Genomic DNA, 23160 nt, shown 5'->3' on the forward strand with positions numbered 1-23160 from the left:
CCCTTTTTTATTAACAATATTTTTCGCCTTTGTTCAGTCGAACATCGCTTACATAGCTTCTTATTTCTTTAACGTTTGATTTTGGACAAATTATTAATCCATTTTTAGAATCAATCACTACAAAATCTTTTAAACCGTCTACAACAATTGCTTTATCTTGAGTTGAATAAATAAATGTATTTTCAGTATTATAGGTGATGAAATTTTTATTTTGAATCGTATTTTCAAATTCATCAACTGGCGTATGATCACTAATTGATTTCCAAGTTCCCATATCATTCCAACCGATATTCGTAGGAATTACATAAACATTTTTAGCCTTCTCTAAAATTGATTTATTAATAGAAATCATATCTAATGTTCCGTAAATAGTTTTCAATAATTTCACACTTCTTTCTGGTTGATTGAAATAAGTGGTTAAAGTTTCAACCATTCCTGGACGGAAAGTTTGGAATGCTTCAATAATAGCTTTTGTTGACCAAATTAAAATTCCAGTATTCCATAAAAAGTCACCACTTTCTATAAAAGATTTCGCAAATTCCTCATCTGGTTTGTCTACAAATGTTTTTACTTTTTTTATAGGTAATCCTTCTTCCAGAATTTGTATGTAACTTAAATTAACATCAGGTCTATTAGGCTCTACACCTAAAGTGATTAAATGATCTGTATCCGCATATTCAAATGCAAGTTCTACGCTTTTAACAAAATCATCCGCATCATAAATTAAATGATCAGACGGAGCAACAATTATTTTAGCATTAGAATTTATTTCATGAATATGCATAGCTGCTAATAAATTACAAGCAGAAGTATTCATGACACGAGGTTCATAAATGATATTTTGATCAGAAATATTAGGGATTTGTTCTTTGACTAATGAAGTGTAATTTTCTGTCGTAATAACAAAAATATTTTCTTCAGGTACAACTTTTTTTAAACGATTGAAAGTAAGTTGGATCATTGTTTTACCAATTCCTAACAAATCTAAAAACTGTTTAGGTTTTTTTACAGTGCTCATTGGCCATAATCTTACACCAGTTCCGCTGGCTAAGATTACTGCATAATGATTTGATTGCATAATGGTTACATTTTTTCTACTAAGGCAGTAGCGTTTATTAAATAATTTTTGTTAGTCTTGATATCACAACAAATATACCTTAATTTTCTTTTTTCACCTTTCCTGAAAATTTTTTGACCTAATTTAAAATGTGTACCTATTTCTAAATCTTCTAAATAGTCTTGATGTTCTTCAGAATCATTAATTAAAAATTTAGCAATATTTGAATCGGCTCCGACTGAAGCTTTAGGCGAACGTGCATGTTTTAAAATATAAATACGTAATTGTTCAGGGTAAATTTCAATTGATTCAACTAAAAGATTACCAAATATGGTTTTCCATTCTCTTCCGTGTGGTGCAACTTGGCCATGCTTATATTGGGCATAAACCATCATGTGAGCAATTTCGTGAGTGAAAACAAAAAAGAATGCATCAGGGTTCAAATCACCATTTATAGTAATTTGATGCCTTTGCTGAGGTTGTAATTTTCTATAATCTCCTAATTTTGTTTGTCTACTTCTTGTTATTTTTAATGTTAAAGGATATGGTTTGATCCAATTTTCAATAAAAACTAAAGCATTTTTAGGAAGATAGGGTTGTAATTGTTCTAAATTCACATTGTGCAAGATAAATAAAAAGCTATTTCAATAAAAATCTTAATTTTGTCGTAATGAAAATATTTGAACAAATAGGAGCTTACTTCCTACTTTTATCTAAAGTGTTTAGTAAGCCCCAAAAAATAAAAGTTTTTTGGAAATTAACTGTTCGTGAAATTTGGGATTTAGGGATGAACTCTATCGGGATCATGACCTTTATTTCTACCTTCATGGGAGCAGTAGTTGCTTTACAGATGGCTCAAAATTTCCAAGGAGCTGATATTCCTGTGCCAGACTCATACATTGGTTATGCAACAAAAGTTGTATTGGTACTAGAATTTGCACCTACAATTATGTCTTTAATTTTAGTAGGAAAAGTAGGATCATACATTGCTTCAAGTATTGGAACAATGCGTGTGACAGAACAAATTGATGCCCTGGATGTAATGGGAATTAATTCGCCTAACTTACTTATTTTACCAAAAGTTATTGCCTGTGTATTTTTTAATCCAATTCTGGTAATGATTAGTATTGGATTTGGTTTATTAGGAGGTCATTTGATTGGGATAAGTACTAAAATGTGGTCTGAGGCTGATTTTATAACAGGTCTTCAAATGCAAATGGCAACCAAACTTTATGTTTATACATTTATAAAAACAATGGTTTTTGGTTTTGTTATTGCTACAATTCCTGCCTATTATGGTTATAATGTAAAAGGTGGTTCGCTAGAAGTTGGTCGTTCATCAACAACTGCAGTTGTTTGGACTTCTGTAACAATTATCGTGATCAACTTAATATTAACACAAACAATTTTAAGCTAATGATCGAGGTAAAAGAAATACGTAAGTCATTTGATGCGATTGAAGTTTTAAAAGGATTTTCTTTAACATTCGAAAAAGGAAATGTAAACTTAATAATCGGGCAATCAGGTTCTGGTAAGACCGTTTTCTTAAAAAACTTAATCGGATTATTAACACCAACATCGGGACAAATCCTTTATGAAGGTGAAAATATGGTTGAGTATGATTATAAAGAAAAACAACGTTTACGTAGCGAAATTGGAGTTGTTTTCCAAGGTAGTGCTTTGTATGATACAATGAATATTTTGGAGAATGTGAAATTTCCTTTGGAAATGTTTTCCGATATGTCAGTTTCAGAAATTGACAAACGTGCACGTGAAGTTTTGGATCGTGTTGAAATTGCTCGAACTGCACTTAAAAAGTTTCCGTCTGAAATTTCTGGTGGTATGCAAAAACGTGTAGCAATTGCTCGTGCTATTGTTAATAATCCAAAATATTTATTTGCTGATGAACCCAATTCAGGTTTAGATCCTAAAACAGCTTTGGTTATCGATCAGTTAATCTACGATATTACGAAAGAATTAAACACAACAACTATTATTAATACACACGATATGAACTCGGTTATGGAAATCGGAGATCATATTGTTTTCCTAAAGAATGGATATTTAGAATGGGAAGGAAATAAAGACGAGATTTTAGTTGCAGATAATCCTGCTGTAATTGATTTTGTCTACTCATCTAACTTATTCAAAAAATTAAGAGAAGCATTACTTAAAGAGAAATAAAAATATCACACACATGAAAAAAATATTATTTACAGCTTTAGTTGTAGTTTCATCATTCGTTTCAGCACAAGGGATAGACTTTGGAGCAAAAGCAGGTGTTGTTTTCAATGCAAATGATGGATTTTGGGAAGGTATGGATGGCGTATCTAAGGCAGAAGGATCAACAGGTTTTCAAGTTGGTGCTGTATTAAGAGCTCGTTTTGCAGGTTTTTACGTTCAACCAGAATTGCTTTATACGCAAACATCTAATGAGTACAACAAAGGAAAAGTTAAAAAGAAAAGTATGGATATTCCAGTTGGAGTTGGTAAAAGATTTTTAGGTATCGCGCATGCTCAAATTGGACCAACTTTTTCGTACTATTTCGAAGATAAATTAGATGTAGGTAATTTCGTTAACGCAAGTCAAGATCAATTTGGATTAGGTTTTCACATTGGTGGAGGAGTACAAATTAAAAATTTGATGTTTGATTTAAGATACCAAAAAGGTTTTGGAAAATTAACTTCTGAGTTTGTACAAGGTTCAACTAAATATCAAACAGAAAATACACCACAAAATATTAATTTATCTGTAACATATTTATTCTAACAAATAGTTTCAGAATAAATTAATTGGATATATTTGTGTCAAAATGTATTTTTGCAACCTCGTAATAAAACAAAATGGCAAAAAATAATAAGAAAGAAGAATTTGCAACTGAGCAATTTGTAGAAAAATTAGATAAAACAGCTTTCGACGTAGAAACTTTTGTTGAAGATAACGCTAAAATTATCGTTGGTATTTTAGTAGCATTAGTTGTTGCGGCTTTAGGATATTTCGCTTATACAAAATTTATTGTAGAGCCTAAGAGTGAAGAAGCTTTAAATAATATGGTTCAGGCTGAACGTTTATTTGACCAAGATTCTGTAGCACAAGCTTTAAAAGGAAGTGCTGGAGCATACCAAGGATTACAACAAGTTGTTGACGAATTTGGTAATACAGAAGCAGGAAACTTGGCGCGCTTTAAAGCAGCAAGTTCTTACTATAAATTAGGTGATCATGCTACTGCTGTCAAATTATTAGAAGAATTTGATACAGATGATGAAGTAATGATGGCTCAAAAATACGGAATGATCGGAAATGCTTTAACTCAATCAAACAAAGTTGAAGAGGCTTTACCATATTTCGTAAAAGCAGCTGAAGCAGTTGAAGTAGAAGCTTTGCAAATTATGTACTACACAAAAGCAGGAGAAATTGCAATGAGTGTTGGGAAAAACGAAGAAGCTTTAAAATATTTCCAAACAATTGCGGATAAATATCCAGGTGCAAATAATGGAAATGCAGAGAAATTTGCAGAAAGATTAAAATATGTTGTAGGAAACTAATCGTTTCTAAAACTTTATTTATAAAATAGAATCGAATCCTTCGGGGTTCGATTTTTTTATTTCCTTTAGGATTTCGTAATTTTACGACAAGCAAAAAGCAAAAAATGGCAACAGAAAATAAAAATTTATCTCAATACAACAAAGCCGAATTACCAAGCGTAGCAGGAAAGAAATTCGCGATTATCACATCAGAATGGAACAATCATATCACTTTTAATATGCGTGATGGAGCAAAGGAAACTTTAATTGATTTAGGTGCAAATCCTAATGATGTTGAATTATACCAAGTTCCAGGAAGTTTCGAATTGATTTACGGTGCTGATAAAGTGGCAAAAGCAAAACCTGATTTAGATGGTATTATTGTTATTGGTTGTGTAATTAGAGGAGAAACAGCTCATTTTGATTATGTTTGCGAAGGCGTTACACAAGGAATTAAAGATTTAAACATTCAACATGAAATGCCGATTATTTTCTGTGTATTAACTGATGAAAATGAGCAACAATCAATCGATCGTTCTGGTGGTAAACACGGAAACAAAGGAATTGAAGCTGGAGTTGCTGCTGTAATGATGGCTGATTTCAAATCAAAACTAGCATAATATTAAATGATATAATATTAAATCGGGTAGAAGAATCTATCCGATTTTTTTTGACAAATATTTAAAACTTATTATGCTATTTATTTCATTTGGCCTTTTTACATTTGTCAATCAATTGTAAAAATTTACTTATGCCAATTTCACCAAATTTCAAATCAAAGCATTATAAAGAGTGGGATGTTTATTTCCCTATGTGTTATCCTAATACTTTTTTAAAGCTGAATGAGATGGCTAATCTATTTCAAATTACGGCTTCAGAACATGCTAATTTAGGTGGTGTAGGATTTAAAGATTTACAAGAATATAATCATTCTTGGGTGCTAAGTCGTATGCGCATAGAAATTGATGAATTACCAAGTTGGTTAAATAAAATTGAGGTAAACACTTGGGTTGAAGAATTAAAAGGAGCAAAATCAATACGAAATTTTACAATCGAAAGAGAAGGTAAAAAATTGGTTGGAGTTTCTACTTTGTGGGCAATTTTTAATACAGAAACTCGTCGTCCTGATTTATTAAAAATAGATACTTCCCATATTGAACGTTTTAAAGATTTACACGCAACAGAATTGTCGCATCAATTAATAGATTTATCGCCAGTATCTACAGAAAAGCACGAATATGTTGTACAGTTTTCTGATATTGATATTCTTTATCATGTAAATAATACGAGATATTTAGAATGGTGTTTAAATTATATTGATCCGGAAATTGTTTTATCAAACCAAATTAAAGCTCTTAATTTAAACTTCATTAAAGAAGTTAGTTTGGGTGATAAAGTAATGGTAGAAAAAGCTGTTTTAGATAAAAAAATACTTTTTAAAGTTTTAAATGAAGATAAAGTTTGCTTTGCATGCGAACTGGAATTGAAATAAAAATTAAAAAGCCTTCTGATGTTCTCAGAAGGCTTTTTTTAGAGCATTATTATTTCTTTAATAAAATATATTTTTCGGCATCAGTGCCTTCAATTTTCTTTTGATTTTTATCTAATTGATAAATTTTTCCTTCAGATACAAAAAATGAATTAGGAACATTAGCTATTTGTTCCAAGACAATTGTATTTCCATCTTCTTCGAAATGATATGTTCCTGTAGTCATCAATTCTTCATTATCAATTCCTACACGTTTTGTGCTATAAACAAACATATTATCTGGCATTAATTTCAAAGACAATTCTATTTCTTTACAATCAGAATTTATACATGGTAAAATTCCTTCATATGTTCCTTCGTAGTCCAAAGAATTTTTAGCGTTATGATGATCCGCAATTGTATCAACAATAATAGAATCGTTTATTGTTGTAGATTGTACAGATTCTTTATCGTTTCCACAAGCAATAAAAATAAATGCTCCGGTAAGTAAAAAGGAAATAGATATTTTTTTCATGATTCTATATTTTATCAACTAAAGGTACAAAAATACAGAGTATAAAAAAATCCTTTCAGCTTAGTTGAAAGGATTTAATATATAGAAATTAATTTCTTTTAATTAGAAAATTTCTTTTGCAGCGAAGTGGAATGCAGCTTCGATTGCAGCGTTTTCGTCAGAATCAGAACCGTGAACAGCGTTAGCATCGATAGATTCAGCGTATTTAGCACGGATAGTACCTTCAGCAGCCTCAGCTGGGTTAGTAGCACCGATTAAAGTACGGAAATCAGCAACAGCGTTATCTTTTTCTAAAACTGCAGCAACGATTGGTCCAGAAGTCATGAACTCAACTAAATCCTTGAAGAAAGGACGCTCAGCGTGGATAGCGTAAAATGCTTCAGCATCTTGTTTCGCTAATTGAGTCATTTTAGCAGCTTTAATTTTGAAACCTGCGTCTGTAATATCTTTTAAGATATCTCCGATGTGTCCTTTTGCAACAGCATCAGGCTTGATCATTGTGAATGTAATGTTTGCCATTTTATTGATGTATTATTTTATACTTATTATGAGAGTGCAAAATTACAAAAAATCATATGAATCAATCTATAAAGATTTAAAAATTTCTAATTCAAATAAAATACTATTAAATTATCTAAACAAGTCAATATTTAAACTCGTTCAAATAGAAATAAAAAAATATATTATTTAAATCTAAAAGCTTTATTTACTTTTCTTGAACATTTCAGGTTTATAATTGGTTATAAAAACGCCAATAATTATTAAAAACGCTGCAATTATAAATTTCAATGAAATTTCTTCATCTAAAATTAACCAACCCAAAAGAATTGCAATAATTGTATTGATGTAAGAAAGTATAGAAATTTGTATCGGTGAAATTTTTGTTAGTGCATAATGGAATGAATAAAATGCAATAACAGATCCGAAAATTGCTAAATAAATCATAGAAGAAATGCTTCTCAAACTCCAGTTCGAAAAATTATGATTTTCACTAAAAATAAATGCTAATCCAATTTGAACAATTCCGGCAAATAGAAATTGATAAAATAGGTTTAAGGAAATATTACTTGTTTTAAGATTTAATTTTTTTGTAAACAAAGTTCCTAACGCCCAACCTGTAATAGCACAAAAAAGTAGAATAATACCATTACTAAATGCTGGGTTTGAAAATTCATGTAACCCGTCCCAGAAAATAAATAATATTCCACTAAAACACATTAATACTCCAAGTAAACCTTTAATATTAAATTTTTCTAGCCCGATAAGCAAACTTCCGATAAATACTAAAATAGGTGTTGTGGCCGAAATTAAAGAAGCCAAACTGCTTGAGATTGACTCTTCTGCAACGGTAGTTAATCCATTTGCACCAATTAACATTAAAGTAGAAAAAATGATTTGGTAAGAAAGATTTTTCCATCCAAACCACTTTAATTCTTTTTTGTACAGTAATATAGATAACATGATTAATGCTGCAATGGATTGTCTAATACCAGCTACAAACCAACCAGGTATTGTTTCAACTGCAATTCTGATTCCCAAAAATGTAGTTCCCCAGACTATTGCAACTACTAGTATAGCAAGAAGCAGTTTAATGTCTTTCAAAATATATTGTTTTAATGCTATAAATGTAACATAAAAAAGCGACTCGGTAACGAGTCGCTTTTTTTAATATAATGAAGTATAATTTACTTTACAAAATCTTCCGCTTGTACTAAAGCTGCATCTAATCCAGCAACTTCTTTACCACCTGCAGTAGCTAAGAAAGGTTGTCCACCTCCTCCACCGTTGATGTGCTTCGCAATTTCTTTTACGATGTTACCAGCGTGTAATCCTTTATCTGCAACTAAGTTTTTAGCAATAGAAATAGTGATCGATGGTTTTACTGCATCATTTGTACCAACAACGATGAATGCATTTTCAATTTCGTTTGTTAAATCAATAGCATTTTGTTTTGCTGCATTGGTATCTAAATTCGTTTTAATCGCTAAGAAATTAATTCCGTTAATTTCTTTTACGGCTGCTTTCCAAGTTGCTTTTTCAGCAGCAGCTTGTTGCGCAACGAATTTTTCTACTTGTTTCTTTAATGCTGCGTTTTCATCTAATAAAGATTGAACTGCTTTAACTGCATCGTTTTTCGTTTTTAAGGCAACTAAAACGTCGTTGTAGTTTTGTTCTGCATCTTTTAAAGCGTTGATTGCAGTATCAGCAGTAATTGCTTCGATACGACGAATTCCAGCAGCAGTAGAAGATTCAGATAAAATTTTGAATAAACGAATATCAGCCGTATTGTTTACATGTGTACCACCACATAATTCAACTGAAGAACCAAAACGAATCACACGAACTTTATCTCCATATTTCTCACCGAATAAAGCCATTGCACCTTCAGCTAAAGCTTCGTCCATAGAAGCTTCTCTTTTCTCGATTAATGGTAAAGCTTCAACGATTTTTTCGTTTACTTTTTGCTCAACGATTGCGATTTCTTCTTCCGTCATTTTTGCAAAGTGAGAGAAGTCGAAACGTAAGTAATCATCACCAACGTAAGAACCTTTTTGTTCCACATGCGTTCCTAAAACTTCACGTAAAGCTTCGTGCATTAAATGCGTAGCTGTGTGATTTTTAGTAGTTGCATTACGTTTTGTAACATTTACTTTGGCTTGGAAAGTTCCTTCAATGTTTTCTGGTAAAGTTTCAACGAAGTGAATAATTAAGTTATTCTCTTTTTTAGTGTCAACTACTTCAATTGTTTCGTTTGGAGAAACAATCACACCTTGGTCACCAATTTGTCCTCCCGACTCAGCGTAGAAAGGTGTTTGGTTGAAAACTAATTGATAGAATTCTCCTTTTTTATTTTTTACTTTACGGTAACGCGTCACTTTTACTTCAGCTTCTGTGTTATCGTAAGCAATAGATGTTTCATTTCCAGATCCGTCTAAAACAACCCAGTCATCAGTCACTAAAGCTGTTGCTTTTTTAGATCGTTCTTTTTGCTTTGCCATTTCAGATTCGAATCCAGCTTCATCAATTGTGAATCCGTGGTCTTCTGCAACGATACGAGATAAATCGGCTGGGAAACCGTAAGTATCATATAATTCGAAAACTACATCACCAGGAACAACTTTAGAATCTCCTAATTGCTCGATGATTTGGTTTAAACGATTTAATCCTTGCTCTATTGTTCTTAAGAATGAAGCTTCTTCTTCGCGAATTACACCTGTAACAATTGTTTCTTGTTTCACTAATTCTGGGAAGAAATCTCCCATTTCAGCTTTTAAGATTGGGTATAATTGGAAAATGAATGGCTCGTTTAATCCTAAGAAACGGTAACCATAAGAAATAGCACGACGTAAAATACGACGAATTACATATCCTGCACCTGTGTTAGAAGGTAACTGTCCGTCAGCAATAGCAAAAGCTACAGCACGTAAGTGGTCAACTACAACACGAATTGCAATATCTGTTTTTTCTGCAGCTCCGTAAGTTACTCCAGAAATTTCTTCTAATTTTTTGATTGTTGGTTGGAAAACATCTGTATCGTAGTTAGATGATTTTCCTTGTAAAACCATTGCTAAACGCTCAAATCCCATTCCGGTATCGATGTGTTTTGCAGGTAATTGTTCTAATGAACCATCAGCTTTACGTTGGAATTGCATAAATACTAAATTCCAAATTTCGATCACTTGTGGGTGATCCATATTTACTAATGTTTTACCATCAACAGCTAAACGATCAGCTTCTGGACGAATATCAACGTGAATTTCAGAACATGGTCCACATGGTCCGATATCACCCATCTCCCAGAAATTATCTTTCTTATTTCCGTATAAGATACGATCCTCTGCAATATGTTTTTTCCAAAGTTCTAAAGCTTCTGTATCTAATTCAGTACCGTCTTCTTTGTCTCCTTCGAAAACCGTAACATAGATCTGATCTTTAGAAATCCCATACACTCCTGTTAAAAGTTCCCAAGCCCAGGCGATTGCTTCTTCTTTAAAGTAATCTCCGAATGACCAGTTCCCTAACATCTCAAACATCGTGTGGTGGTAAGTGTCTTTTCCTACATCATCTAAATCGTTATGCTTACCAGAAACACGAAGACATTTTTGAGTATCGGCAATACGATTATTCTTAGGAATTCCATTACCTAAAAAGAATTCTTTAAATTGGGCCATTCCTGAATTATTGAACATTAAAGTTGGGTCATCTTTAAGTACAATCGGAGCAGAATCAACGATTAAATGCCCGTTTTTTTCAAAAAAACCAAGAAATTCTTTTCTTATATCTTTGGATTTCATTTATTTATATTATTTTTATATTTTGATTAACACGTTTGCTTGTACAATATTCTTTACTTTGCAAACGTTTACAAAGATATAAAAAGGTTTGGTTAGAATGGAAAATAATAACTATAAGTATAAATCATCTAGTGTTTTAAAGGATTGGTCACTGAAAAGATTGAAAAATATCCCTAAAACATTTTATTATGGTTTTGCTTTTTTATGTATTGCAACTGTAAGTGCTGGAATGATTGGTTACAATTTTAATGATTCTGAATTTGCTCTTACAGCGAATAAATTTAAAAATAATGAAAGCAAATTGCTTGCCGAACTTCAAAAAGCGCAGAAAGAAAATAGCGAATTGAACGAAAAGTTTAAAGAAGTTGAGGTTGCATTGACAGAATTAGAAGAAAAAGACAGAAATATATATCGTACCATTTATGATTTAAAGGTTGATGAAGATATTGACTCAATTAATAAAATTATAAACGAATATTCTGCAGAGGATATTGATAATTTACTTTCTAAAATTGAAGAAGAAAAAAAATCTTTAGATGAGGTTTTGCGTAAAGCAGGCGGAAAAGATAAGCATTTAACTTCTTTACCAGTGATTAAGCCAGTTGCTGATAAATATTTAAACAGAGTTGCTTCTGGTTATGGATCTCGTTTTCACCCGATTCTTAAAGTAAAAAAAATGCACAATGGATTAGATTTTGCTGCATCAACAGGAACTCCAATTTATGCAACAGGTGACGGTACGGTTAAAATGGCTGGATTTAATTCAGGTTACGGTAACGTAGTTGTTATTCGACACGGAAATGGTTTCGAGACTTTATATGCTCACATGAGTCGTATTAAAACAAGAAATGGAAAATCAATTAAGCGTGGAGATGTAATAGGATATGTAGGTTCAACAGGTTTATCAACAGGTCCACATTTACATTACGAAATTCATAAAGATGGAAAACCAGTAGATCCAATCATGTATTTTTATGATGATGTAGATCCAGATGATTTCATCAAGATATATCAAAATGCGAAAAAAAGTACACTTTCTTTAGATTAAAGAAGTTTAAATAAGTTAGAAATGCGAATAACAGTGTTATTTGCATTTTTTTATTATAAGTACTTGGTATTGTTTGGTCTGAAATTATTTTTTGCTATTTTTGATTAACATGAATATCGAATTACCAGACAAACTTTATTACTCTATAGGAGAGGTTGCAAAAGCGTTTAACGTAAATGCATCCTTAATTCGTTTTTGGGAAAAAGAATTTGAAATAATTCAACCTAAAAAGAATAAAAAAGGAAATCGATTATTCACACCAAAAGACATCGAATCTTTTAAAACGATTTATTATTTAGTTAAAATAAAGGGTCACACCTTAGAAGGCGCCAAACAATCTTTAACTAAGAAACCATCAAAATTAGAAGAAATTGATGTTGTTACTCGATTAGAAAATATCAAACAAGAACTCATAAATTTAAAAATGAGTTTTGATGAAATAACAGAAAAGGACGAACAACAATAGTTTGTCCTTTTTTGATATCTAAAATTTTTCTTCTTAACTTTTGATAACAAAATCTTGTTTTTAGAATTCGTAACTTTGAAAATTATTTTATTTAGAAGCTAAAATCGTCCATGTATTTAATATTCGATACCGAAACAACAGGTTTACCTAAAGATTGGAATGCTCCAATTACCGATGTAGATAATTGGCCACGCTGTATACAAATAGCTTGGCAATTACACGATGAAATGGGAAATTTAGTAGAACATCAGGATTATTTAGTAAAACCTGATGGTTTTGACATTCCTTATGATTCGGAACGTATCCACGGAATTTCTACCGATTTAGCAACTGAAAAAGGTGTTCCCTTAAAACAAGTCTTAGATTTATTTTATGAAGCTTTAGGAAAAGCTAAATTTATTGTAGGACAAAATCTTGGATTTGATATCAAGATTATGGGGGCCGAATTTTATCGTATGAATTATGCGAATAATTTAGCTGAAATGCCTGTTTTAGATACCTGTACCGAAGTTACTGCCGAATTATTAAAATTACCAGGTGGTCGTGGAGGTCGTTATAAATTACCAACTTTAACAGAATTACATCAATATTTATTCGGAGTTCCGTTTGGTGAAGCCCATAATGCCACTGCCGATGTAGAAGCAACTACGCGTTGTTTTTTTGAATTAATTCGTAAAGAAATCTTTACAAAAAAAGAGTTACAAGTAGAGGACGACTATTTTGTACGTTTTGCGGAAGCCAATCCAACGAATATTCAACCGGTTGGTCTTAATCACACCAATCTGAAGAAGGCTTCGGAAGAAATTGCGAAGCTAAAAGCTAAAAATGATCCGAAAGTAGAAGAACCTATAATTTCGGATGAGGTTAAAACTAAATTTGCTCAAGCAAAATTTTCGCATTTACATAATCATTCGCAATTTTCAATTCTTCAATCTACAATTTCTGTTGGTGCATTGGTTGCTGCTGCTGCAAAAGATAAAATGCCTGCGGTTGCTATAACGGATCATGGAAATATGATGGCTGCTTTTCATTTCAATGCGGCAGTACAAAATCATAACAAAGAAGCGAAAGCTAAAAATGAAGAATTAATTGCCGAAGGTAAAGAAGCAACTGAACAGATAATTAAACCAATTATTGGATCTGAATTTTTTGTGTGTGAAGATCATACCAACAAATCTCAGAAAGATAATGGTTATCAAATAGTACTTTTAGCAAAAAATAAAAATGGATATCAAAATTTAGTAAAACTTGCTTCTATTGCTTATACAGAAGGGTTTTACTATGTTCCACGTATCGATAAAAAGTTAATTGAAAAATATAAAGAAGATATAATTGTTTTATCTGGAAATTTACAAGGTGAAGTTCCAAATAAAATTTTAAATCTTGGTGAGCGTCAAGCAGAAGATGCTTTGATTTGGTGGAAGGATCAGTTTGGTGATGATTTTTACATCGAAATGATGCGTCATAACCAAGAGGATGAAAATCGTGTCAATCAAACTTTAATTTCCCTTGCTCGTAAGCACGAGATTAAATTAATAGCGACAAATAATACCTATTACATTAGTCAAGACGACTCAAATGCGCACGATATTTTATTATGTGTTCGTGATGCCGAAAAACAGGCAACGCCAATTGGTCGTGGTCGTGGATTCCGTTTTGGTTTACCAAATCAAGAATACTATTTCAAGTCTCAAGAGCAAATGAAACAACTGTTTCAAGATGTTCCAGATTCGATTATAAATATTCAGGAAGTAGTTGATAAGATAGAAGAGTACACACTTTATCGTGATGTATTACTTCCAAAATTCGACATTCCTGAAGAATTTCAATCTCCAGAAGATGAAATTGATGGAGGTAAAAGAGGTGAAAATGCTTATTTACGTCATTTAACTTACGAAGGTGCTAAAAAGCGTTATCCAGAAATTACAGATGATATTCGAGAGCGATTAGATTTCGAGTTAGCAACAATCGAGAAAACAGGTTATCCGGGTTATTTCTTAATTGTACAAGATTTTATCGCAGCAGCAAGAAGAATGGGCGTTTCAGTTGGGCCAGGTCGTGGTTCTGCTGCAGGTTCTGCTGTTGCTTATTGTTTATGGATTACCAATTTAGATCCAATCGAATATGATTTACTTTTTGAGCGTTTCTTAAATCCAGATCGTGTATCCATGCCGGATATTGATATAGACTTTGATGATGAAGGTCGATCTTTAGTAATGGATTATGTGATTGATAAATACGGAGCTAGCCAAGTTGCGCAGATTATTACTTATGGTACAATGGCAGCTAAATCTTCTATTAAAGATACGGCTCGTGTATTGGATTTACCATTGTATGAATCGGAACGTGTTGCGAAATTAATTCCGAATATGAAGTTGGCAAAAATCTTCAAGTTAGATGACAATGCTTTAAAAGATTCATTGCGTTCAGAAGAGCTGGAAGCGGTTAACGAACTAAAAAGACTTTCGGATGGTTCAGATTTAATTGCTGAAACTATTCAACAAGCAAAAATTTTAGAAGGTTCGGTTCGTAACACGGGTATTCACGCCTGTGGAGTGATTATCACGCCAGATGATATTACGAATTATGTACCTGTAACAACAGCAAAAGATTCAGATTTATACGTTACCCAATTTGATAACTCGGTTGCAGAAAGTGCCGGATTATTAAAAATGGACTTCTTAGGACTTAAGACTTTAACATTAATCAAGGATACTGTCAAATTAGTTAAAATGCGTCATGGAATTGAAATCGATCCTGATACAATTCCGATTGATGATGTTAAAACGTACGAACTTTTCCAACGTGGAGAAACCATTGGGGTTTTCCAGTACGAATCGCCTGGGATGCAAAAGTACATGCGCGATCTTAAACCGACAGTCTTTGCCGATTTAATTGCCATGAATGCACTTTATCGTCCAGGTCCGTTAGAATATATTCCGTCATTCGTTCGTCGTAAAAATGGGGAAGAACCTATTACATATGATTTAGACGCTTGTGAAGAATATTTAGCAGAAACTTATGGAATTACAGTTTATCAGGAGCAAGTAATGTTACTTTCTCAGAAATTAGCTGATTTCTCGAAAGGTGATGCCGATGTCCTTCGTAAAGCGATGGGTAAAAAACAAAAAGCAGTTCTTGATAAAATGAAACCTAAATTCATTAATCAAGCAGCTGAAAAAGGACACGATCCAAAAGTTTTAGAAAAAATTTGGACCGATTGGGAAGCCTTTGCATCCTATGCCTTCAATAAATCGCATTCTACTTGTTATGCTTGGATTGCTTACCAAACAGCTTATTTAAAAGCTCATTATCCTGCCGAATATATGGCTGCGGTGCTTTCAAATAACATGAATGATATTAAACAAGTTACATTCTTTATGGAAGAGTGTAAGCGTATGGGATTATCAGTTTTAGGTCCAGATATTAATGAATCGATTACAAAATTCAATGTAAATGAGCAAGGAGAAGTTCGTTTCGGAATGGGAGGTGTAAAAGGTGTTGGACAAGCAGCTGTACAAGCAATCATTAAGGAAAGGACTGAAAATGGACGTTTTAAAGATATTTATGATTTTGTAAAACGCGTTGAGTTACGAACAGTAAACAAAAAAACAATAGAAAACTTAGTTTTAGCAGGTGGATTTGACTCGTTCGAATTTCATCGAGGACGTTATTTCTTTATCGATAATGGTACAACTAATTTAGAAAAGTTAATTAAATACGGAGGAAATTACCAAGAACAGAAAAATTCTGCGCAAACTTCATTATTTGGAGCTTTTGGTGGTGATGATGGCGAAGTTGAAGATGTAATACCAATGTTACAAGATTGTGAAAAATGGAACATGATTCAGACACTTGCCAAAGAGAAAGAAGTGGTCGGAATTTATATTTCAGCGCATCCATTAGACGATTTTAAACATGAAATGCGTTTAGTTTCCAATATGACTATTGCCGATTTAAAAGGAAATGAAGACAATTTAGTAGGTCGAGATATTTCTATGGTTGGTATGATGAGTAATATTGCACATCGAATTGCTAAAAATGGAAATGAATTTGGTAGTTTTACATTTAGTGATTATTCTGACTCTTATGATATTGTACTTTTTGGTGAAGATTATTTGATGTATAAACATTTTATGCAAGAAAATATGTTCTTAAATCTTAGAATGAGTATTACTAAACGCGAATACAAAGACAAAGAAGGAAATGTAACAGGCAGTAGAATTTTTACTAAGATCAATAAAATGCAGTTATTAACTAATATTATCGAAACACAAGTGGACCGAATTACATTAAATATTGATGTTGAAATATTTAATGATTCTACATTAGAAAAATTATCAGAAATATTCTATAAATACCAAGGAGAGAAATCATTAAGAATAAAAATTATTGATAGTAAAGAACAACAACAGATAGATTTACCAGCTCAGAAAATACGAGTTAATATCTGCCGAGAATTATTAAATGAATTAGAGATAAATACAGATATCAAGTTTAAATTGAACTAATTATGTTAATATTCTATCTCAAAATTGATAGAAAGTATAAAAGGAATTTTATAGCATAATTATTTTGTTTAATTTTGCTTAAATAATGAATTATTAAAAAATAGAAATTATGGCATTAGAAATAACAGACTCTTCATTTGCATCAGATATTATCGAGTCGGGGAAACCAGCAATGGTAGATTTTTGGGCAGTTTGGTGTGGACCTTGTCGTATGGTAGGACCAATTGTTGAAGAAATCGCAGCAGAATTCCAAGGTAAAGCTGTTGTAGGAAAAGTTGACGTAGATACAAATCAAGAGATAGCTGCTGAATATGGAATTCGTAATATCCCTACAATTTTATTCTTCAAAGATGGAAAACAAGTGGATAAAGTTGTTGGAGTTGTACCAAAAGAACAATTAATTGAAAAATTAAATGCAATTTTATAATTTATTAAATTGCTGATAATAAAATAGTAAAATCTCGGTTTGTAAAAAACTGAGATTTTTTTTGCAAAAACATTTGGAAACTTCAAAAAAGCGCCTAACTTTGCAATCCGAAAACAATACAACACTGATCCGGTAGTTCAGTTGGTTAGAATACTTGCCTGTCACGCAAGTGGTCGCGGGTTCGAGTCCCGTCCGGATCGCCAACAAAGAGTGTAGTTCTTTAACAAAAAATAATATATTTTAAATAATACTGATCCGGTAGTTCAGTTGGTTAGAATACTTGCCTGTCACGCAAGTGGTCGCGGGTTCGAGTCCCGTCCGGATCGCCAATTTTTTTATTGCCTTAAAATATATTATAATTAATTTATAATTTTAGATCCGGTAGTTCAGTTGGTTAGAATACTTGCCTGTCACGCAAGTGGTCGCGGGTTCGAGTCCCGTCCGGATCGCATCTATTTCTTTTTCTATTTTAGAACGATCAAGAATTATAAATAAAATTAAAGACTGATCCGGTAGTTCAGTTGGTTAGAATACTTGCCTGTCACGCAAGTGGTCGCGGGTTCGAGTCCCGTCCGGATCGCCAACTATAATATCTTTTTAAAGCTTCACATTTGTGAAGCTTTTTTTTTGTCCTCATTTTAAATTTCTAGTATGAATCATATTTATTTAGCCAATGCATTAGTTACGGATTCTGAAGGTAGAATGTTAGCCGTTCGTAAGAAAAATTCGAAATACTTTCAAATGGTCGGAGGTAAAATTGATGAAGGTGAGGAGCCTTTAGAAACTTTGCGTCGGGAATTTTTAGAAGAAATTAATATTGACATCGATTTGCATCACGTTACATTATTAGGAAAACATACTACAACGGCTGTAAATGAAGAAAAGACCCAAGTTCATGCGAATGTCTTTCATGTGCATTTAAATTCGTTAGAAACGCTTAAAATAGCTTCAGAAATTGAGGAAATGGCTTGGATAACGAAAGAAGATTACCAAAATTATCAATTAGCACATTTGTTAGAAGAATTTAGTTTGCCAATTTGGATAAAATTAGAATTTTAAAATAGAATGATTAATTTTAAATCATTGATATAAAAGATTTCAGATACATTCTGAAATCTTTTTTTATGTTTTTTTGTAACGTATTGAATTTATAAATACTTACTATTTAAATTAACATTTGTAACTGAATTTTATTAATTGAAAACTCAACAAGAATTTTTAAAGCTAATTGATAAACATAAAGGGATTTTGTACAAAGTCTCCAGAATGTATATGGACAATTCGGAAGACCAAAATGATTTGGTTCAAGAAATTGTGATGCAGCTTTGGAAATCCTATGAACGTTTTGAAGGAAATAGTCAATTTTCGACTTGGATGTATCGTGTTTCTTTAAATACTGCCTTGACTTACTTTAAAAAGGAAAAGAAAAAATCAGAAAGATTTACTTTTTTAGAAAATGTAGATAAAGTTGATGAAGTTGATTCGAACGAAAAAGAGCAGCAGTTAGAATTATTTTACAAAGCTGTACACGAACTGAATAAAGTAGAAAAAGCGTTAATATTTCTTTTTTTAGAAGGCCAAAGCCACAAAGAAATTGGACAAAATTTGGGTATTACAGAAGGTAATGCGCGTGTTAAATTAAACAGAACTAAAGATAAATTGCAAAACATCATAAAAACCTATGGCTATGAATTTTGATGAATTAAAAAAACAATGGGATAATCAATCTTCAGAAGAAGTTCAGATTAATCCAGATATAGAAATTAAAAAGGAAGCGAATACTACAATTGATAAGGTGCGAAAAGTAATGAAAAAAGATTTCTTTTTTCAGTTAACATCTTTTCCTTTATTATTATTATATCCGTTTTATTTTGAAATACATTCAACAATCATTTGGTGGATGATAGCGTGTATTTTCGCTATAATGACTGTTCCTTTATATTATTTAATAAAATTTTATAAATCATCTTATCGCTTAGAATATAATTCTTTAAGGAATATAAATTGGTTTTACTATAATTTCAAATCTTCCGTTAATATTTTTACTTTATATACTTATACGGTGTGTATTTTATGCATCTTATTTATGGGAAGTATATTTATAGAAAGAGAAATGTTTTTAAATGTAGAAGACCCTATAGTGTTATTTACAATTATCATAATATCATTAATATTATATATTATATTTTGTATTTGGGTGATGAAATGGTGGATTAAAAAATTATATAAAAAACCTTTAGAAGATTTAAAAGAAATCTTAAATCAATTAGAAGAATAAATATTAGAAGCGTGTCGTAAGATGCGCTTTTTTTTGTAAAAAAAATGCCCACGCTTGTTCAGGGCGTGGGCTATAGTTAAGTGTATGATTTTTTTAATTCAAATAAAATCTAATTTAAAAATTATTAATATCTATAATACTCAGGTTTGAAAGGACCATCTACTTGCACACCGATGTAAGCAGCTTGCTCAGCAGATAACTTTTCTAATTCAACTCCTAATTTAGCTAAATGTAATTCTGCAACTTTTTCATCTAAATGCTTAGGTAAAGTATAAACTTTATTTTCGTAAGCATCAGAATTAGTCCATAATTCAATTTGAGCTAAAGTTTGATTAGAGAAAGAGTTCGACATTACGAAAGAAGGGTGACCAGTTGCAATTCCTAAGTTTACTAAACGACCTTCAGCTAAGATAATAATATCTTTACCGTTGATGTTGTACTTATCAACTTGTGGTTTAATTTCTTCTTTAGTATTACCGTAAGCTTTGTTTAACCAAGCCATATCGATTTCATTATCGAAGTGACCAATGTTACAAACTACAGTTTTGTCTTTCATTCTCATGAAATGTTCTTCACGTACAATTCCAAAGTTTCCTGTAGTAGTAATAACGATATCTGCAGTTTCAATAACTGTATCTAAACGTTTTACTTCGAAACCTTCCATTGCAGCTTGTAAAGCACAAATTGGATCAATTTCAGTTACAGTAACGATCGCTCCAGCTCCACGGAAAGATTCCGCAGTTCCTTTACCAACATCACCAAAACCACAAACTACTACACGCTTACCAGCAATCATTAAATCTGTTCCACGACGAATCGCATCAACAGCAGACTCACGACATCCGTACTTGTTATCGAATTTCGATTTAGTAACTGAATCGTTTACGTTAATTGCAGGCATTGGTAAAGTACCTTTCTCCATTCTTTCATAAAGACGGTGAACTCCAGTTGTTGTTTCTTCTGATAATCCTTTGATCTCAGCAACTAACTCTGGGTAACGGTCAATCACCATATTCGTTAAATCTCCACCATCATCCAATATCATGTTTAATGGTTGGCGATCTTCTCCGAAAAATAATGTTTGTTCGATACACCAGTCGAATTCCTCTTCGTTCATCCCTTTCCAAGCATACACAGGAATCCCAGCAGCAGCAATTGCAGCAGCAGCATGATCTTGTGTAGAGAAAATATTACATGAAGACCATGTAACATCAGCTCCTAAGGCAACCAACGTCTCGATTAATACTGCAGTTTGGATTGTCATGTGTAAACAACCCGCAATGCGAGCACCTTTCAATGGTTGAGCCGCTTTGTACTCTTCACGGATAGCCATTAACCCAGGCATCTCAGCCTCGGCCAACGTAATTTCCTTTCTTCCCCATTCAGCTAAAGAAATATCTTTAACTTTGTAAGGAATGTATTGCGTATTTGTATCCATCAAATGATATATTTATCATAAATTAAAGTAAGCAAAGTTACAAACTAAATTACGATTTTAAAAATGCCAATTATCGATTATATCAATAAACCAAACCTTGTTAAAATCATTACTTGGGAAGTGAATGAAACCAATGAAGAACTGTTGGCGTATTTACAGCTAAACGAGTATAGATCGGAGAAGTACAAAACGCTTCGCCCAAAACAAGCGAGAGAGTATCTTGGTTTGCGAGCTTGCCTGAAAGAATTAGGTGTTGATTATGATGTGAATTATGATGAAAAAGGTAAACCATATTTACCTACTGATGCAGAAATTTCTATCACACATTCTTACGGAAAAGTTTCTGTTGGGGTAAGCGAATTTCCTATAGGAATTGATATCGAGTTATCACGACCACATAAAATTTCTAATATCAAAAATAAATTTGTTAGAATTGATGAACAAGAATGGTTGCCTAAAATTGATGAAAACGAGTATTTGCACATTATTTGGGGAATTAAAGAAGGTTTGTATAAACTGAATGGTGGTAACTTATGGAATTTCTTACATCATTATCGTGTTGAAAACTTCGAATTAAAAGAAAATAGTCCGATAGTTTGTTGGATTTCGGATGATAAGAAAAGTCAAAAATTTACTGCTTTTTATAAGATGATCGAGGATCATTACTTAATCTGGGTATTGGATTATGAATGATTTTATTAATCCTTACGAAAGCTACACAGCTACGCAAATTGCGTTAGAAATAATTGCTACTTTGTTCGGAATTATTTCTGTTATATTTTCCAAGAACAGAAATATTTTGGTTTATCCCACAGGTATTATTTCTACTTTTTTATATATCTATTTATTTTTTACATGGGGTTTGTATGGCGAAACTTTAATCAATCTTTACTATACATCTATGTCAATTTATGGGTGGATTCTTTGGAATAAAAAAACTGAAGATGATAATTTACATGTTGAGGTTGAATGGGCGACCAGAAAAGAATATTTAAAATCAATCGGATTATTTTTCGGAACATTTATTTTTATATTAATCCTTTACCACTTCAGACCAATAATTGATGGATTAAAAAGTTTTAGCGAGATAAATTCATTAACCTGGAATTACACTGCTATAGATTTTATAGATGCTTCGTTAACAGGTATATTTTTAATCGGAATGTGGTTTATGGCAAAACGTAAAGTTGATAGCTGGATTTTTTGGATAATTGGTGATTTAGTTATGATTCCGTTGCTTCTATATAAAGGATATGCAATATCATCATTTCAGTATTTGTTCCTAACTATTTTAGCTATTTTAGGATTGATAGAATGGAAAAAAAACGCGAAAAAAATAAATGTATTATCTTCGTAAGATTCAGTTATTAAAATATTATGATATCACAAGAATATAAAGAAGTTGTAGCAATGTCTACATCTGAGGAAAAAGCTACATTTTATAAGCATACTTATGGACACGTAGCTGGTGGAGTTTTAGTTTTTATGATTTTAGAAACTATTTTTTTACAAGTACCTTTTATTGTTAATACGTTGCTAAGTTTTACACAAGGTTATCTTTGGCTTGTATTAATTGGAGGATTTATGGGAATTTCTTGGGTTGCACAAAAAATGGCAATGGATGAGGTTTCTAGACCGAAACAATATTTAGGTTACTTTTTATACATCGTAGGTCAGGCATTGTTATTTGTACCAATGTTGTACATCGTAATTAATTATACAGGTACAATAGTTTTAAAACAAGCAGCTGCAGTTACCGGAGCTTTATTTATAGCATTAACAGCTATTGCTTTTATGTCTAAAGTTGATTTTTCTTTCATGAAGAAAATTTTAACAATAGGATTTATTCTTGCTTTAGGAACAATAGTTGCAGGTATGATTTTCGGATTTTCATTAGGTTTATGGTTTTCAATTGCAATGTGTTTATTAGCAGCTGGCTCTATTTTATACGAAACACAACAAATCCAATATCAATATTCAACAAACCAATATGTTCCAGCAGCGTTAGGATTATTTTCTTCGTTAATGTTATTATTTTGGTATGTACTACGAATTTTTATGAGCAGAGATTAATAAGAAATTAATAATTATAACTTTAAAAACCGTGGCTTT

Annotated in this window: 23 protein-coding genes and 4 tRNA genes; 20 read left to right on the forward strand and 7 right to left on the reverse strand. The window is 32.0% G+C overall.

What is annotated here, in order from left to right:
• Window positions 1-10: 10 nt before the first annotated feature.
• Together J9309_RS06475 and J9309_RS06480 are read right to left on the reverse strand one after the other, a co-directional pair.
• On the reverse strand, window positions 11-1078 hold the full coding sequence (locus J9309_RS06475; RefSeq protein ID WP_230477772.1) for a mannose-1-phosphate guanylyltransferase: 1068 nt from the start codon (window positions 1076-1078) through the stop codon (window positions 11-13).
• Window positions 1079-1083: 5 nt separating this feature from the next.
• Window positions 1084-1674 carry a SprT-like domain-containing protein gene (locus J9309_RS06480; RefSeq protein WP_230477773.1) on the reverse strand — a complete coding sequence of 197 codons (591 nt, stop codon included), beginning with the start codon at window positions 1672-1674 and terminating at the stop codon, window positions 1084-1086.
• Window positions 1675-1727: 53 nt separating this feature from the next.
• Here J9309_RS06480 and J9309_RS06485 point away from each other — a divergent pair, with 53 nt between their 5' ends.
• From J9309_RS06485 to J9309_RS06510, 6 genes are all read left to right on the forward strand, one after another.
• Window positions 1728-2474 carry an MlaE family ABC transporter permease gene (locus J9309_RS06485; RefSeq protein ID WP_230477774.1) on the forward strand — a complete coding sequence of 249 codons (747 nt, stop codon included), beginning with the start codon at window positions 1728-1730 and terminating at the stop codon, window positions 2472-2474.
• On the forward strand, window positions 2474-3241 hold the full coding sequence (locus J9309_RS06490) for an ABC transporter ATP-binding protein (RefSeq protein ID WP_230477775.1): 768 nt from the start codon (window positions 2474-2476) through the stop codon (window positions 3239-3241). The genes J9309_RS06485 and J9309_RS06490 overlap by 1 nt, the downstream gene beginning before the upstream one ends.
• Before the next feature lie 13 nt (window positions 3242-3254).
• The gene (locus J9309_RS06495) at window positions 3255-3827 is read left to right on the forward strand and encodes a porin family protein (protein WP_230477776.1); all 573 of its coding nucleotides are present in this window, start codon (window positions 3255-3257) and stop codon (window positions 3825-3827) included.
• Between the two features lie 74 nt (window positions 3828-3901).
• Window positions 3902-4603, forward strand: a complete 702-nt coding sequence (locus tag J9309_RS06500; protein ID WP_230477777.1) for a tetratricopeptide repeat protein — start codon at window positions 3902-3904, stop codon at window positions 4601-4603.
• A 104-nt stretch (window positions 4604-4707) separates the two neighbouring features.
• Window positions 4708-5202: a 6,7-dimethyl-8-ribityllumazine synthase gene (gene ribH / locus J9309_RS06505; protein WP_230477778.1), complete on the forward strand. Its 495-nt coding sequence runs from the start codon at window positions 4708-4710 to the stop codon at window positions 5200-5202.
• A 131-nt stretch (window positions 5203-5333) separates the two neighbouring features.
• Window positions 5334-6074: an acyl-[acyl-carrier-protein] thioesterase gene (locus tag J9309_RS06510; RefSeq protein ID WP_230477779.1), complete on the forward strand. Its 741-nt coding sequence runs from the start codon at window positions 5334-5336 to the stop codon at window positions 6072-6074.
• Between the two features lie 49 nt (window positions 6075-6123).
• On the opposite strand, the gene J9309_RS06515 is transcribed toward J9309_RS06510, so the two are convergent.
• The 4 genes from J9309_RS06515 to alaS all read right to left on the reverse strand — a co-directional run bounded on the left by J9309_RS06515 (window position 6124) and on the right by alaS (window position 10880).
• Window positions 6124-6585, reverse strand: a complete 462-nt coding sequence (locus tag J9309_RS06515; RefSeq protein ID WP_230477780.1) for a copper resistance protein NlpE — start codon at window positions 6583-6585, stop codon at window positions 6124-6126.
• A gap of 102 nt (window positions 6586-6687) precedes the next feature.
• Complete coding sequence (locus J9309_RS06520; RefSeq protein ID WP_038330990.1) at window positions 6688-7104, reverse strand: nucleoside-diphosphate kinase; 417 nt, start codon at window positions 7102-7104, stop codon at window positions 6688-6690.
• Between the two features lie 183 nt (window positions 7105-7287).
• Window positions 7288-8187 (reverse strand): DMT family transporter, encoded by a 900-nt coding sequence (locus J9309_RS06525; protein WP_230477781.1) that lies wholly within the window; start codon window positions 8185-8187, stop codon window positions 7288-7290.
• Between the two features lie 83 nt (window positions 8188-8270).
• On the reverse strand, window positions 8271-10880 hold the full coding sequence (gene alaS, locus J9309_RS06530; protein ID WP_230477782.1) for an alanine--tRNA ligase: 2610 nt from the start codon (window positions 10878-10880) through the stop codon (window positions 8271-8273).
• Window positions 10881-10977: 97 nt separating this feature from the next.
• On the opposite strand from alaS, the gene J9309_RS06535 reads away from it, so the two are divergent.
• The 11 genes from J9309_RS06535 (at window position 10978) to J9309_RS06585 (ending at window position 19610) form a co-directional block, all read left to right on the forward strand.
• The gene (locus J9309_RS06535) at window positions 10978-11928 is read left to right on the forward strand and encodes a M23 family metallopeptidase (RefSeq protein WP_230477783.1); all 951 of its coding nucleotides are present in this window, start codon (window positions 10978-10980) and stop codon (window positions 11926-11928) included.
• A 109-nt stretch (window positions 11929-12037) separates the two neighbouring features.
• Window positions 12038-12394: a MerR family transcriptional regulator gene (locus tag J9309_RS06540; RefSeq protein ID WP_230477784.1), complete on the forward strand. Its 357-nt coding sequence runs from the start codon at window positions 12038-12040 to the stop codon at window positions 12392-12394.
• 110 nt (window positions 12395-12504) lie between these two features.
• Window positions 12505-16905, forward strand: a complete 4401-nt coding sequence (dnaE, locus tag J9309_RS06545; RefSeq protein ID WP_230477785.1) for a DNA polymerase III subunit alpha — start codon at window positions 12505-12507, stop codon at window positions 16903-16905.
• A gap of 109 nt (window positions 16906-17014) precedes the next feature.
• The gene (gene trxA, locus J9309_RS06550; protein WP_230477786.1) at window positions 17015-17332 is read left to right on the forward strand and encodes a thioredoxin; all 318 of its coding nucleotides are present in this window, start codon (window positions 17015-17017) and stop codon (window positions 17330-17332) included.
• Between the two features lie 126 nt (window positions 17333-17458).
• Window positions 17459-17535: transfer RNA gene (locus tag J9309_RS06555), tRNA-Asp, on the forward strand.
• 49 nt (window positions 17536-17584) lie between these two features.
• A tRNA-Asp gene (locus J9309_RS06560) sits at window positions 17585-17661 on the forward strand.
• A 46-nt stretch (window positions 17662-17707) separates the two neighbouring features.
• Window positions 17708-17781 (forward strand) — tRNA-Asp (locus J9309_RS06565).
• 57 nt (window positions 17782-17838) lie between these two features.
• Window positions 17839-17915, forward strand: a tRNA-Asp gene (locus tag J9309_RS06570).
• A gap of 68 nt (window positions 17916-17983) precedes the next feature.
• Entirely contained in the window at window positions 17984-18391 is a 408-nt protein-coding gene (locus J9309_RS06575; protein ID WP_230477787.1) for an NUDIX hydrolase, read from the forward strand.
• A 207-nt stretch (window positions 18392-18598) separates the two neighbouring features.
• Complete coding sequence (locus tag J9309_RS06580; protein WP_230477850.1) at window positions 18599-19030, forward strand: RNA polymerase sigma factor; 432 nt, start codon at window positions 18599-18601, stop codon at window positions 19028-19030.
• Entirely contained in the window at window positions 19020-19610 is a 591-nt protein-coding gene (locus J9309_RS06585; RefSeq protein ID WP_230477788.1) for a hypothetical protein, read from the forward strand. Before J9309_RS06580 ends, J9309_RS06585 begins: the two co-directional genes overlap by 11 nt.
• A 124-nt stretch (window positions 19611-19734) precedes the next feature.
• On the opposite strand, the gene ahcY is transcribed toward J9309_RS06585, so the two are convergent.
• On the reverse strand, window positions 19735-21048 hold the full coding sequence (ahcY, locus tag J9309_RS06590; RefSeq protein ID WP_230477789.1) for an adenosylhomocysteinase: 1314 nt from the start codon (window positions 21046-21048) through the stop codon (window positions 19735-19737).
• A 63-nt stretch (window positions 21049-21111) separates the two neighbouring features.
• Here ahcY and J9309_RS06595 point away from each other — a divergent pair, with 63 nt between their 5' ends.
• From J9309_RS06595 to J9309_RS06605, 3 genes are read left to right on the forward strand one after another with little or no spacing between them, the layout of a single operon-like run.
• Window positions 21112-21741, forward strand: a complete 630-nt coding sequence (locus J9309_RS06595; protein ID WP_230477790.1) for a 4'-phosphopantetheinyl transferase family protein — start codon at window positions 21112-21114, stop codon at window positions 21739-21741.
• A complete protein-coding gene (gene pnuC, locus J9309_RS06600) occupies window positions 21734-22405 on the forward strand; it encodes a nicotinamide riboside transporter PnuC (RefSeq protein WP_230477791.1) in 672 nt (223 codons plus the stop codon). Before J9309_RS06595 ends, pnuC begins: the two co-directional genes overlap by 8 nt.
• 20 nt (window positions 22406-22425) lie before the next feature.
• Window positions 22426-23121 carry a Bax inhibitor-1/YccA family protein gene (locus J9309_RS06605; protein WP_230477792.1) on the forward strand — a complete coding sequence of 232 codons (696 nt, stop codon included), beginning with the start codon at window positions 22426-22428 and terminating at the stop codon, window positions 23119-23121.
• The last annotated feature ends 39 nt before the right edge of the window (window positions 23122-23160 follow it).

Origin of the sequence: Faecalibacter bovis (assembly GCF_017948305.1) — a bacterium.
GTDB classification, from domain to species: domain Bacteria; phylum Bacteroidota; class Bacteroidia; order Flavobacteriales; family Weeksellaceae; genus Empedobacter; species Empedobacter bovis.